The sequence below is a fragment of the Nocardia sp. bgisy134 genome (genome assembly GCF_965341865.1).
Taxonomy (GTDB): domain Bacteria; phylum Actinomycetota; class Actinomycetes; order Mycobacteriales; family Mycobacteriaceae; genus Nocardia.
Genome location: NZ_CBDQZP010000004.1, coordinates 69,744 through 83,683, shown reverse-complemented (window position 1 = coordinate 83,683; position 13,940 = coordinate 69,744). Strand labels below are relative to the sequence as shown.

The following is a 13,940-nucleotide window of genomic DNA, read 5'->3' as shown; positions in this document are numbered from 1 at the left end:
CCAGTCAGCTAGCTGTGCACCTGGTTGCGCAGACGGTCGTCGATGAGCATCTGTAACGCTCGCTGGTCCAGCTTTCCGCTCGGCAACTGCGGCAAGCGTTCGGCGAACACGATCCTGCCGGGCCGCATGTAATCCGGTAGCAGCTGCGCGATGTGGCGACGCAGCTGAAGATCCGTCACCGAGCAGCCGGTACGGAGCACCACCGTGCAGACGATCGTGTCGCCGAACCCGAGCACGTCGCTGACCGCGACCGCGGCCTGCGACACCGCAGGATGCGCACAGACGGCGTGCACGATCTCACCCGGCTCCACCCGATAGCCGCGCACCTTGAGGAAACCGCCACGGCGCGCGACGAACTCGTAGGCTCCACCGCCGATGTCGCGCACCAGATCACCGGTGCGGTAGCTGCGCTCGGCGGTGTCCGCGCCGACGAACCGGTCCTGGGTCAGCGCCGGATCCCCGCAGTAACCGGCGGCCAGTCCGGCACCGCTGATCCATAGTTCACCGATTCCGTCGTCGGCACGTTCGGGTACCCGCAGACGGACGTGCGGCAGCGCACGACCGATCACAGAGCGGCGCTCGTGGTCGAGGTCGTGCGCGGTGACCCGATGACCGGCCGAATACACCGTCGCCTCGGTGGGGCCGTAGAGGTTCCAGATCTCGAGCCCGCCGGTGGCCACGGCTGCCGCGAACGGACGCAGTGACCCGAAATCGAGTCTTTCTCCAGCGATCAGCATCCGTCGCAGCCGCGGCGGTATCCCGCGGGCTTCCACCTGGTTGCCCAGCATCCGCACGGCGGTCGGGGTCTGGCACAGCACACTGATCTCGTACCGGTCGAGCAGTGACCAGGCGTGGCCAGCGTCGACCTGCGCACGCCGTGGCAAGACCACCAGTTCCGCCCCGACAGTCAGCGACCGCCACATCTCCCACATCGAGACGTCGAAGCTGAAGGAGTGAAACCCGGCCCAGACGTCGGCCGGCCCAGACGAGTCCCACTGCGCCGCACCCGAAAGCAGCGCCAGCAGGCCGCGCTGGGTCACCTCCACCCCCTTGGGCACCCCGGTCGAGCCCGAAGTGAACAGCACATACGCAAGCCGTGACGGCGCTGTGGACTCCTCGCGGCTCGGATCGGGTGCTCGCTCGCCCACGTGGGTAAGCGCGACATCTCCGGTAGACATCGCGGCGGCACCGGCGTCGTCGACCACCGCATGTCTCGCACCGCAGGTGCGGGCGATGATGGCCAATCTGGTTGCTGGACTGCCGGGTTCGACAGGCGTCGGCGTGGCTCCCGCGGCGACGATCGCCAGAGTCGCCACCACCGCGTCGGCGCCGCGGTCAGCGCAGACCAGCACCGGCTCTGAATTACCGATACCGCGTGCCCGCAGCACCGCGGCCAGTCGCCCGCAGGCGTCGGCCAGCTCGGCGTAGGTGTAGCCGCGGTCGCTGTCCCGTAATGCGGTGCGGCGGTGGAACTGTCGCGCTGTCGCGGTGAACAGCCGCCACAGCGAGGTCACGGCACGACCCTGAGCGCGAGTTCCTCGACCGTCGGCGCTTCGAACACATCGGCCAAACCGATCTCTACACCGAACGTGTCGTAGATCCGCGAGATCAAACGGATCGCCATCAGCGAGTGCCCGCCCGAGGCGAAGAAGTTGTCCTGCACGCCCACCTCGTCGAGCCCGAGCACCTCGGCGAACAGCAGCCGCACTCGCTCGATGGTCGCGCTGTCGGCAGGCGTACCAGCCGGGGCGGTGACCGTTGCGGTGACACCACCGCTGGCCGTGTTCGCGTCGGGGAGCGGTGCCGAGACGGTGCTCTCGCGCAGGGCGAGCGCGCCGAGGACCGTGCGCTCGTCGGCGACGAAATCACCGAGCATGGTAGCGAAATCGACCGCCATCTGTGTGATGCGCGGCCGATCGAACAAACCTGCGTCGTAGACCCAGTACAGCACCAGGTCGTCGTGGCCTTCCCGGGCATGCAGTTCCAGGTCGAACCGCGCGCGGTTGTCGAGTCCTTCGACCGCCACGGCGTCGAGCCCGGTCGGCATCGGTGGCGGCGACACCCCCTGATGAGCGAACAGCACCTGAAACAGCGGGTTGCGATCCAAGCGCCTGCTCGGCGCGACAGCCTCGACCACCCGGTCGAAGGGGACATCCTGATGCCGGTACGCCTCGAGCGTGGTGTCTCGAACCTGGCCCAGATACTCTCCGCACGTCGCCGCCGGATCTACCGTCAGCCGCAGCGCCAGCGTGTTCACGAAGAACCCGACGACCGGCTCCCACTCGGCGCGCGTACGCCCCGCGACGGGAGAACCGACGACGATGTCGTGTTCGGAACTGTAGCGCGACAACAGAATCCCGAACACACCCAGCAGACTCATATACAGCGTCGCCCCGTGTGCCCCGCCCACGCGCCGCAACCCGGCAAGTGTCGCCGCGTCCACCACGGTGCGGAGCACACCGGCCGTGGGGGCTTGGCCGTTGTGCCGGGGCCGATCCAGCGGAAGGGCGATCCCGTCGGGGACACCCTGCAACCGCTGGGTCCAATAGGCGAGTCCCGCTGTGGGCACACTGTGATGCTGGGTGCGCGCGAAGTCGCTGTAGCGCACGGGAATCGGCGGCAGATCGGCGGCGATCGCGACGCGTGCCGCACTGTAGAACGCCGCGAGTTCACGCCACAGGATCGCCTGCGACCAGCCGTCGGAGGCGATGTGGTGGACGGTGAGGAGCGCAACGTGGTCGCGCTCGCCCAGCCGCAGCAACCGCGCGCGCAGCAGCAACCCACCGGTGAGATCGAACGGCTGCTCCCATTCGTCGCGTAACGCGGCCTGGAGCCGCTTGTCGACATCCGCGGCGGACAGCGCACTGAGATCATCGACCGGCAACTCGACCTCTTGCACCGCTACGACCTGCTGCATCGGGACGCCGTCCACGAGCTCGAAACGGGTCCGCAGACTCGGATGCCGCTCGACCAGCGCCTGCAACGCGACACGCAGTGCGGCAACGTCGAGTTCGCCCCGTAGGCGATACGCCTCCGGAATGTGGTATTCACAGCTGTCACCGTGCAGCTGGTGCAGAATCCACAGTCGTTGCTGGCCAAAGGACACTGGCTCGAACACGCGTCGACCCCCGGTCGTCGGTCGAGGGACTTCACCCCCGGCACCGTCTTCTCCGCCACTATAGGCGAATGCGAACTGAAATGTCTTGTGCCTCATCACGATTTGCCGAGGCCGTCGTCATCGGACACGGGCTCGCCGGAGCCGTTGCCGCCAGGACTTTGCACGATGTCGGCCTCGATGTCCTGGTCGTCGACGCCGGAACCCCGATCTCGGCTACACCCGCCACGCATGTGCGCAACCTGGACATGTGCCGCACCGACACCGCGCTGCGCGCAGACCTGGTGCGCACGCTGTTGCGGCCGGTTTCCTTCCCGCCCGCACGATCGGTCGAGGCCGCGTCGCCACCGGTCATGCCCGACGGCAACGGCATCAACACGGTCCAACGCCGCGACCGCAACATGACTGCCGCTCGCACCACGAGCGCCTTCGGCGGCATGGGGATCCTGTGGAACTGCTTCGCCCCCCGGCCCGACCCGTGCCTGGAACAATGGCACGGCATCGACATGCGCGAATGGGAACTCCTCTACACCTGCGCAGAAGAACTCCTCGCCGTCGGCGCCGATCTCGCCACCGGTTCACGCCGGCACGAATTCGTCCTGAACACCCTGCGCGACAACAGATTTCCCGCCGCTCGCCACGCCCCGATCGCCGCCAGCGCCGTCGACGGCCGAATCCACTGGACCGGCCCCGCCGACATCATCGACCACGCACCGATCACCGTGCGGCATGCCACCGTACGCCGCCTGGACCTGCGCGGCGGCCGCGTGCGCGGGGCACAGCTTCTCGATTCGCGCACCGGGGTGGTCTCCACCCTGGAAGCTGACATCTTCGTCGTCGCGGCCGGCGCGATCCGCACCCCCGCCCTGCTGTGGGCCTCGGGCATGCGCGACCCGGATTCGGCCCTCGGACGCTATCTCACGGACCACCCCCTCGCCTTCGCGCAGGTCGTCCTCGACCCGGACATGCGCGAAGACGGGTTCGGCGCGTGCGTGGAAGTGCCCGTCGACCACGACCATCCCTTCCACCGCCTCGTCGTCTCCGACGGCCACGACTCGCCGATGCTGGAGGGCCGCATCGACGATCGCCTCATCCTGTCCCTGTACTGGTACACCAGCAGCGAGCCGCGATTTGACAACCGAATCGTCTTCGACAGCGCCGCAACCGATTCCACCGGCCTGCCCCAACCGACCTTCGACTACACCCTCACCCACGACGACCGCGCTCGTCACCGCGCCGCTCTCGACGACCTGCGCGCCACCGCGGCACTTCTCGGCACGACCGTGCCCACCAGTCCCCCACAACTGACCAGCCCCGGCGCCTCCATGCACCTCATGGGCACCACCCGCATGTCCATCACCGAAACCGACGGCGTCACAGATTCTTTCGGGCGGGTCTGGGGCGCCGACAACCTCTACGTGGCCGGGACCGGACTGATTCCCGTCGCCACCGCCGCCAACCCGACTCTCACCGCGTGCGCTCTCGCCGTACGCACCGCACAGGCCATTGCGCACGGCACACACGCCCAGTAACGTCGCAACCATGGGGGCCACATCCAGCGCCAACGAACTCACCGAGCAGACCGACCCACTCTGCATCGCCGACGAAACCGCCGCCGACCTGCTGCGCGACGCGCCCTGGCGGCGAGTCGCGATCGTCGGTGACAGCACCGCCGAAGGGGTCGGCGAACCCTATCCCGGCTACCGCACCATCGCCTGGCCCGACCGGCTGATGGCCGCCCTGCACACCGCAGTCGGCGAGGTCGCCTACCTCAACACCGGCAAAATGGGCGCCACCAGCCGCCAGGTGCTCGACCACCAACTCGAACCTGTCCTCACATTCGAGCCCGACCTGGCCCTGATCGGCTGCGGCGGCAACGACCTATGGGTCGCCCGCCCCGACTACGCCGCCACCGAGGACAACCTCGACCGCCTCTTCTCCGCCATCACCGGCACCGGCGCCCGCACCCTCACCTCCACCCTCGATGACGACATCAAAGACCCTCAGCTGCAACCCTTCCGTGTGCGCCTGCAAACCTTCAACGACATCATCCGCCGCATCGCCGACCGCTACGACGCCATCCTGCTCGACCTCGACGGCCACCCCATCCGCCAGCGCACCAACCTCGTCAGCAGCGACAACATCCACTACACCATGGCCGGCCATGCCGTCGTCGCGACCGAGATCATCAAGACTCTCGCTACCGCCATCCCCCGATCCCAGGGATAACCCGGCCTACGAAGAAGGCTCTCACCGTCGCACCATGGTGGCGGATCCGCGGAAAATGCGAAACCCGGGACACCGCTACAGCTCGCGGCCGCGTTCGACCGCGCAGAACTCGACCAGCTCATCGAAGGAGCTGGCGAAGACCACCTCCATCGATGGGCGGAAACCCCACGTGAGTTCGATGCGGTTGGCCAGCATGGTGGCCTTCAGCGAGTTGCCGCCCAGTTCGAGGAAGCGGTCCGTGTCGGCGATCTCGGCGAGTTCGAGCAGTTCCAGCCAGAATTCGGCCAGCACGGTTCTGATGTCGTCGTCGAGGGTTGTCTCACTCATGGGGCTCCTCCCACAGCACGGGACACACATCGGGATCCGTGTAGTCAGGGTTGCCGGATTCGTCTGTCCGGCACAGGAAGTCGTTCAGGTGTGACTGTCGGTTGCCGTGGTCGTCGACGGTCGGCACGTACCGGTTGGTGGCGTCCTGCATGTGCAGGGCCAATGCCGCGCGCGGCCGGTCGGAGGAGTTGGGCAGGCTGCCATGGATGGTGCGGCAATGATGGAAGCTGACCTGGCCGAGTTCCATGAGCAGGCGGACAGGCACCAATTCCGCACCGTCACTGGCGATTCGCGCGGTAATGGCGTCGAGGTCCCACTCGTGGAAGAACTCCAGACGATCGTTTCGGTGCCAGCGGTGGCTGCGGTCGATCACTGTCATCGGGCCCATATCGGCGGTGACCGTCTGGAACGGGATCCATGCCGAGATCATCTCGCGCGACGAGCAGGTCTTCCAATAGGCGATGTCGGTGTGCCAGCCGACAGTGGAGACTTCGTGGCTCACCTGCGGAGGTTTGTTGATGAGCTGGTCGTGGAACAAGCGCACCGAGGGGGTGCGAGCCAAGCGGGCCGCAGTGGCCGCGATCATCGGGTGATGCACCAGGGTCCATAGCTGTTCGATCTGCAGCGAGACGTAGTCGTTCTGCCGCAATATGTTTCCGCGCTGTTCGGTCCAGTCGGTGCCGGCTTCGAACGGCAGGACCGCGTCGCGTTCGCCGCTGTAGTAGCGTTCGGCGCCGAACCAGGCCTCATCGATCTCCTCGGCCGACAGCAGCTTCGGTGAGATCCACCAACCGTGTTCCTCGTAGTGGGCGATGTCGGCCTCGGATGGAAGCAGCGCCAGGCGGTCGTCTGCTGGCATCGTCATGTCATCACTCCTGAGGGATGCCCCATGGGACTCAAGGCGTCGGCGGGGCTGATATCGATGATCGTGTGCAGTGCCGGTGGGCGCGGCGGTGCATGGTCGCCGGGCGGATCTGCCTCCTCGATCCATGACTCCAGCTCCGCGATCGGCGTCTCCGCGGACTCACACAGCGCCGTCAGCGTCCCCAGATAGGCGCTGGTGAATTCCGCCAACTCAGCGGCGCCGAGCAGGTCCGGGACACCGAAACCGGTCACCGTCAGGTGATCTCGCGTCTCTCGCACGAAGAAGGTCAGATCCGACGCGGTCGCTGCCGGGATACGGCGGTCGTGCTCGAGGTACATTCCGGTCACCGTGCATCCGGCCAGGGCCAGCGACTCCATGGGGTAGCGGTCCATCAGGAACGTCGCATGCGGGATACCGGTCTTCCACCCCAGCTCGTGGCGCAGCCCGGCCAGCACGCGCGCGAACGGCAACCGCTGATGGTCGAGCGCGCTCACCGTCCTGCTCGCGGTGCGGAACAGGCACTCGGCCAGCGACGGGTCACCGGTCAGGTCGACGTCGAGCAGCAGCCCGTTGTAATGCGCGCCCAGCGCCTGCGACGCGGCCAGCGATGGGCGATTGGCCGCCAACGTGCCGATCACCGGCCGCAGCTGCCCGGGGGAGCGCTGCCCCAGCACCACCCCGAATGCTGTCAGCAACAGCGCATACATCGACACATTGCCGCTGCGTGCCAGGCTGCGCAGCTCGGCGACCACCGGCTTCGGAATCGTGCGCACGCACCGCACCAGGTTCATGGCCGGGCGGTGATCCACCGGGGTGCTCGCCCAGCGGGGTGTCGTGTCCGCGAGATGCTCTATCCACCAGTCGCGTTCGGCGGTCGCGGCGTCACTGTGCAGCCAGTCCTGCTGGGCCGCAGCCACTGCCAGGCAATCGGCGACATCGCGCCCGAGGTCAGATGCCGTACCCGACAGTCGGCACCGATACGCCTTCGACAGCGCGACGCTGAGCAGCTGCATCGACCAGCCGTCCGCGGCGATGTGATGCAGCGTCACCAGCAGCACATGCGTGTACGTGTCGAGTGCGAGCAGCATCACCCGTATCGGGATCGCGCGCGCGAGATCGAAGCTCGACTCGCGTTCGCGCCACATCAGATCCGCGGCCTCGGCCAAATCCGCCACCGGCACGACCGTCAGCTCGAATGGTGCCGCATCGCACACGACCACGACCGGAACGCCGCCTCGTTCGGGATACATGGTGCGCAGACTCGACTGTGCGGCAATCACATCGGTTAACGCGTCTCGCAGCGCCACCGCGTTCAGTGGTCCTTCGATCAGCAGCGCGTAGCTCAGGTTGAGTGCGGCGGCGTCGACCCGCGCATCCAGGTGCCACAGCTGCTCCTGGATGACCGTCAACGCCGCATCCTGCGGTTGCGCTGTCATGACCGCACGGCGTAGAGGAAGTGCACCGGTGTCCCGGCGTGCAGCGCATCCTGTTGCACGCTCACCTGGAAACCGTTGCCGGACAACAGATCACGTGCCCGATCTACCTGTCCGTCGAGGTCGTGGATTTCGACGACGACCTGCTCGATCTTGGGCCAGTGCTCGGGCCCCAGCCCGTGCAGCACATCCAGTTCGGCCTTCTGCACGTCGATCTTCAGCAGAGCGATGTGCTCGGTGCCCGTGTCGGCGATCACCTGCCCCAGCGTGCGCAGCTCGCAGGGGTAGGTGGTGGCACGGACGCGTTCGTCGAGGTATTCGGCCGATTCGGCAAGCAGTGCGTTGCCCGGATCGTTCTCCAGCTCACCGAGATTGCGGAGGATGCCCGACAGCAGCGCCCGCTCCTGACCCGGATCCGGATGCAACGACGACATGCCTGTGAGGTTCGGGTAGAAGGTCAGTTCACCCGTGCCCGCCCGGCTCGCGAGCCCGAACGGGAACAACCGCACACCCGCAAGCCCTTTCGTGTTCGCGCGCAACACATCGAACAGCGGCGGACACGGCTCGAACGCGAACACCTCGAGCCCCGGCGACTGCTCCAGCGCATGCAGGGTGAACAGGCCGATGTGCGCACCGACGTCGAACACGCGCCCCGAGTCGGGATAGCGGATCCCGCCGCGGTCGTAGGTGCGCCGCTGCGACACATCCAGATACAGGTACAGGGTTTCGGCCGGTTGCAGCGCCATCACCGTGCGACCGTTCGGCAACTCGATCGGTGTCGCCGAATGGTCCTGCTCCGCGGCGGCCTCGCTGGTCACCACACTGGCCGCCGGGGTGATACCACGCAGCGCGTCGATATCGGCGGCGAGCGCGGCGACGGTGGTGCCGCGCAGCAGCGTCCGCAACGGCAGCGCGACCGAATAGAGCTCGTTGAGCTGGGCCACCACCTGGATCCCGACTCGGGAGTGTCCACCCAGTTCGATGAAGTTGTCGTCCGGGCCGACCGATTCCATGCCCAGCGCCGCCGCCCACACCTTGGCGACGTTCTCCTGCGTATCACCTTGCAGCAGACCACCTCTGGTCGATTCGCGCGGCGGCGCGGCCAGCGCACGCCGATCGACCTTGCCGGTCGCGGTGGTGGGTAGTCCGGTGGTGAACACGATTCCCGAGGTCGCCGGAACCATATGCCCGGGAAGCTCTTCCAGCAGCAACTCCCGCACCCGCGCCGGATCCGGATGGTCTTCCTCACCGATCAGATACGCCGACAACTGCCTGCCCAGGCCCTCGTACTCGTGTACCGTCACTGCCGCGCGCCGGATGCCGGGGATGCGCAGCAGGTAGGTCTCGATATCGGCCAGCTCGATTCGATACCCGCGGATCTTCACCTGATCGTCACGGCGGCCCAGGAACTCGATCGTGCCGTCGGGCAGAAACCGTGCCATGTCACCGGACTTGTACATGACAGTGCCGTCCCCGAGAAACGGGTCGGGCAGGAAACTGCGCGCGCTCTGGTCTTCGTCGAGGTAGCCCTGCGCGGGAGCGAGACCACCGATATGGATCTCCCCCGGCGCCCCCGCCGCGACCGGATGCGCGTGCGCGTCCAGGATGTAGATGCGGGCGTTGGCGATCGGTGTGCCGATCGGCGGCAACTCCGGCCACCGCGTGCTGGGTCCCTCGAGCAGATGGCCTGTGGCGACATGGGTTTCGGTGGGCCCGTACTGATTGTCGAGGCGGCAGTCGAGCCGGTGGAACAACCGGCGGATCGGCATGGAGATCTGCAACTGCTCCCCCGCCACGATCACCTCGTCCAGGCAGGCCAATGACCGCTGGGTCAGGTTCGCTGCCACCGCCATCTGATCGAGCGCGACCGCCGGCAGGAACACCCGCGTCACCGCGTAATGTTCGATCACCTCCGGTAGCACGGACACGTCGTCGCGCATCTCGTCGGACGCCACCAGCAGACAGCCACCGAATGCCCAGGTCGCGAAGATCTCCTGGAACGACACGTCGAACCCGATCGAGGTGCGCTGCAATGTCACCCGCCCCGCCGGATCGATCCCCCGCGCGCGCTGCCACAACACCAGGTTCACCAGCGTCCGATGCCGCAGCGCCACCCCCTTGGGGCGGCCGGTCGAGCCGGAAGTGAAGTTCAGATAGATCACGTCCGAGGGCCGCACCTCCACGGCAGGGGTGGTGGCGGGTGCGCGGTCGATGACCTCGGTGTCGGTGTCCAAGCACACCAGCGCGATCGCGTCCCCGTCGAACAGGCCGGTCAGTGTGGATTCGGTGACCGCGACCGTCATCGCGGAATCCTCGACGACCACCCGGTTACGTGCTTCGGGGAAGGTCGGCACGATCGGCACCACTGCGGCACCGGCCTTGAGGATTCCCAGTGTCGCGATGAGCATGTCGTGCGTGGCCGGCACACACAACCCCACCCTCGTGCCGACCTCGACACCGAGTCCGCGCAGATGATGCGCGAGACGGTTCGCCCGCTCGTTCACCTGCCGATATGTCAATGTCAACGCACCGAAGATCAGTGCGGGTGCGTCCGCGAACTTCTCGACGGCCTCCTCCACCAGGTGATGCGCGCACCGCGGGTCGGCTTGCCCGACAGGTCCCCCCGACCACTGCTCGACGATCACGGCACGTTCGTCCGCGGTCAGGTAGTCGAGGGTGTCGATGCACCAGTCGGAATGGCTGAGTCCGTCGGCCGTGAACACAGCCAGATGGCGGCCGAAACGTTCGACGGTGGCACTGTCCACGACATTGGCGTTGTACTCCAACTCGACCGGCAACCCGGTCCCGGCGTGGACGGTGACGTCGTTGCGTTCGTCATCGCCCGCATCGGGCCCGGTGCAAATCAGCACGGGGTACAAGGGATTTCGGTTGGTGACCTCGCTCATGCCGAGCGCTTCCAACAGCGCGCTCGCCGACCAGTCCGGTCGCGCGGCGCTCTGCTCGACCGAGTCGCGCAACGCCGCGCGCAGCTCGGCGAAGGACATGCGCGGATGCACCTGCACCAGGACCGGAATCACGGCATCGCGTGCGCCGGTGTGGACGCCGACGACGATGGGCCGGGGTTCGTCGGTGCCGTGGTAGCGGTAGAGCACCCCGGCGACGGCGGTCAGCAGCAGCTCCAGCCGGGTCGCCGGATCATCGAACAGTCCCGCGAGCGGCTCCGGCACCGCCGCTTGGATGCGTTGACTCTTGCGCCGGTACACCCCGGAGCGGCGCTTGAACAACGGCAGACCCGACTCCGGGTAGCGGATGGCGAAACGATTCGTCCACCAGGGCAGGTCGTTGTGGAAGGTATCCGAGATCGTTTTCGTCACGGGCGCTGTGCCTTTCCATCGGGCCACAGGATCGGGCAGACATCGGGGTCGGCGTAATCGGGATCACCGGTCGCGTCCTTGCGGCAGAGCAGGTCGTTGACATGGACGGTCCTTCTCCCCGACGAATCTACGTGCGGCACAAACTGATTCGTCGCATCCTGGAAGTGCACCGCCAGTGCGAGCCGGTCTCGGTCGCTGCGGTTGGGTTCGGAGCCGTGGATGGTGCGGCAGTGATGGAAGCTGACCTGACCGCGTCTGAGCTGCAGCCGGATTCGCTCGAGCGACACCCCCACCTCGCTGAGCGAATCCTCCAGCTTGTCGCGGTCCTGTTCACCGAACGTGCGCATCCACTCGGTATCCAGACGGCGGTGACTGCGGTCGAGGAACGACAACGCGCCGATCTCGGCGTCGCAGTCCTGGAACGGAATCCACGCGGTGAGCATGTCTCGCGATGAACAGGTCTGCCAGTAGGCGATATCGGTGTGCCAGCCGACCGCCGACTCGGCCGGGTCCAAGCCCGCCGGTTTGCAGATCAGCTGATCGTGGAACAGCCGCACACTCGGCGTGCGCGCCAGTTGCGCCGCGATCGCCGCGATCGGCGTGAACTCCACCAGCGCCCGGATGTCGTCGTTCTGCAACGACACATAATCGTTGAGCCGCAGCACATTTCCCTGCTCCGGTCGCCAGTCCAGGTACCCGCCGGTGATCAGCAGCGGATGATCACGTTCCCCGACGTAATGGCGTTCGGCGCCCATCACCGCGGTATCGAGCACCTCCTCGGGGATGATCACCGGCGAGACCCACCAGCCGTGCTCGGCGTAGAACGCGATATCGGACGCGGCCGGCAGGTCCTGGGTGGTGTCGTCCACCGCGCCGGTGACCTTCGAGGTCATCTGTCCTCCTGTGGCCGGGATTCCATGACGGTGATCGGCGCGCCGAAGGGCACGTTCGGATACACGTTGAGCTCTTGGGCGATGCGCACATGCAGCAGTCGCGGTCCGTCCTCGCCCCACAGCCACGCCAGCGCGGACTCCACCTCACCCGGCTCGCCGATCGTGCGCGCCGCCATCCCGTAGGCGGCGGCGACGCGCGCGAAATCCGGTGCGTCGTACCCCTCGACGGTGGACGGGTAGCGGCCCGCGAAGGCCTGCTCCTGCAGTTGACGCACCGATCCGTGACAGCCGTTGTCGACCACCACGATCTTGACCGGCAGCCGGTACCGCACCACGGTCTGCAGTTCCTGAATGTTGAACTGGAACGCGCCGTCACCGGCGATCAGCACCACCGGGCGACCCGTGGTGCAGGCCACGCCGATCGCGGCGGGGAACGCCCACCCGCACGGTCCCAACCCCAGCGCCGGCAAGAACCGTTGACCGGCGCGGGGCTGGATCGACTGACACGTCCACCACAGGTGCTGGCCCTCGTCGACCACGAACGCCCCGGCCTCCGCCGACACCGACGATAGCTGCCGCACGAGAACATTCGGATTGATCCCCGCGCAGCCAGCCAATTCCTCGGTGTCGGGGTACCTGCGGCGGAGGGCGTCGATGCGGCCGATCCACTCCGCGCGGCCCGGGAAGGCGCGCTGACGGGCGAGGAACACCGCCACGTCCAGGAATTCACCCAGATCCGCCACGATAGTGCGCGCTGTGCGCACCCGCTGCATCTCCCCGGCATCACGGTCGACCTGGAACACCGTCTGGGCCCTGGTGATCGCACCGACATCGGCGCCGAGGGTGCCGAAATCGAGTTTGCTGCCCAGTACCAGCAGGAAATCGGCGTCACCGACCGCGGTATTGACCCACCGATTGCCGTACATGCCGATCATGCCCAGCCGTAGCGGGTCACCGGCAGGCAGCACGTCGAGCGCGGTGATCGATGCCGCCACCGGAGCGCCCAGCACGCGCAGCAACTCCCGGCACGCCCGCACCGCTCGGGCGGCGTGAATACCGCCGCCCAGCAACACGAGTGGACGCTCGGCGGCGGTGAACGCATCCAGCAGGCCAGCGACCGCGTCCGCGTCGGCGAACGGCTCACCCGCCGCCTCGGCGATACGGTCGAACCGCGCCTGCCGAGACACCGGCTGGGTCTGCAGATCCGCGGGCAACTCGATCAACACCGGCCCGGGCCTGCCCTCGACGGCCAGCGCGTGGGCCCCGTCCAGCAGCGCCGGGATCTCCTCGGCGGTCTTGGCCCGCCACGATGCCTTGGTGACCGGTTCGGCCATGGCGACGATGTCACATTCCTGAAACCCATACTGCCGCACCGGCCGAGCGCCCTTGAGCAGATAACTCTGCACCTGCCCCACCAGGAAGAGCACGGGCACCGAATCGAGGTAGGCCGATGCCACCGCGGTGAGCATATTGGTGGCGCCCGGCCCCGCGGTCGCCAACGCGACCGCGGGGGTGCCGTTGTAGCGGGCCTCACCATCGGCGGCGAAGGCCACCGCCTGTTCGTGGTGCAGGGTGACGATGCGGGTGCGGCCGCTGCGATGCACCGCATCCAGCAGCGCCGCGATCATGCCGCCCGGCAGCGTGTACAGGTGGTCGATGTCGTGATCGCACAGCCACTGTGCGACGTGATCGCTGACGGTCTGTTCCCCGGTCAGCGCAGAGGTACTGATCATGGGTGGTGGT

The 13,940-nt window shown here is 67.2% G+C and carries 10 protein-coding genes; 2 read left to right on the top strand and 8 right to left on the bottom strand.

Features of this window, described 5'->3' with window-relative positions:
* Positions 1–8: 8 nt before the first annotated feature.
* The gene (locus ACRWNM_RS09275; RefSeq protein ID WP_431965561.1) at positions 9–1,514 is read right to left on the bottom strand and encodes an amino acid adenylation domain-containing protein; all 1,506 of its coding nucleotides are present in this window, start codon (positions 1,512–1,514) and stop codon (positions 9–11) included.
* Positions 1,511–3,118, bottom strand: a complete 1,608-nt coding sequence (locus ACRWNM_RS09270; RefSeq protein WP_431965559.1) for a condensation domain-containing protein — start codon at positions 3,116–3,118, stop codon at positions 1,511–1,513. Before ACRWNM_RS09270 ends, ACRWNM_RS09275 begins: the two co-directional genes overlap by 4 nt.
* A gap of 68 nt (positions 3,119–3,186) precedes the next feature.
* On the opposite strand from ACRWNM_RS09270, the gene ACRWNM_RS09265 reads away from it, so the two are divergent.
* Both ACRWNM_RS09265 and ACRWNM_RS09260 read left to right on the top strand, forming a co-directional pair.
* Positions 3,187–4,647, top strand: coding sequence for a GMC oxidoreductase (locus ACRWNM_RS09265; RefSeq protein ID WP_431965557.1), 1,461 nt, complete (start codon positions 3,187–3,189; stop codon positions 4,645–4,647).
* Between the two features lie 10 nt (positions 4,648–4,657).
* Positions 4,658–5,344, top strand: coding sequence for an SGNH/GDSL hydrolase family protein (locus tag ACRWNM_RS09260; RefSeq protein ID WP_431965555.1), 687 nt, complete (start codon positions 4,658–4,660; stop codon positions 5,342–5,344).
* Positions 5,345–5,419: 75 nt separating this feature from the next.
* Here the strand turns inward: ACRWNM_RS09260 and ACRWNM_RS09255 are convergent, their stop codons facing one another.
* The 6 genes from ACRWNM_RS09255 to ACRWNM_RS09230 are packed head-to-tail and all read right to left on the bottom strand — an operon-like array spanning position 5,420 to position 13,930.
* The gene (locus ACRWNM_RS09255; protein WP_431965553.1) at positions 5,420–5,671 is read right to left on the bottom strand and encodes a phosphopantetheine-binding protein; all 252 of its coding nucleotides are present in this window, start codon (positions 5,669–5,671) and stop codon (positions 5,420–5,422) included.
* Positions 5,664–6,536 (bottom strand): phytanoyl-CoA dioxygenase family protein, encoded by an 873-nt coding sequence (locus tag ACRWNM_RS09250; RefSeq protein ID WP_431965551.1) that lies wholly within the window; start codon positions 6,534–6,536, stop codon positions 5,664–5,666. Before ACRWNM_RS09250 ends, ACRWNM_RS09255 begins: the two co-directional genes overlap by 8 nt.
* Positions 6,533–7,972 (bottom strand): condensation domain-containing protein, encoded by a 1,440-nt coding sequence (locus tag ACRWNM_RS09245; protein WP_431965548.1) that lies wholly within the window; start codon positions 7,970–7,972, stop codon positions 6,533–6,535. The genes ACRWNM_RS09250 and ACRWNM_RS09245 overlap by 4 nt, the downstream gene beginning before the upstream one ends.
* Positions 7,969–11,304, bottom strand: a complete 3,336-nt coding sequence (locus tag ACRWNM_RS09240) for a non-ribosomal peptide synthetase (protein ID WP_431965546.1) — start codon at positions 11,302–11,304, stop codon at positions 7,969–7,971. Before ACRWNM_RS09240 ends, ACRWNM_RS09245 begins: the two co-directional genes overlap by 4 nt.
* Positions 11,301–12,197, bottom strand: coding sequence for a phytanoyl-CoA dioxygenase family protein (locus ACRWNM_RS09235; RefSeq protein ID WP_431965544.1), 897 nt, complete (start codon positions 12,195–12,197; stop codon positions 11,301–11,303). Before ACRWNM_RS09235 ends, ACRWNM_RS09240 begins: the two co-directional genes overlap by 4 nt.
* Entirely contained in the window at positions 12,194–13,930 is a 1,737-nt protein-coding gene (locus ACRWNM_RS09230) for a thiamine pyrophosphate-binding protein (RefSeq protein WP_431965542.1), read from the bottom strand. Before ACRWNM_RS09230 ends, ACRWNM_RS09235 begins: the two co-directional genes overlap by 4 nt.
* Positions 13,931–13,940: the final 10 nt, after the last annotated feature.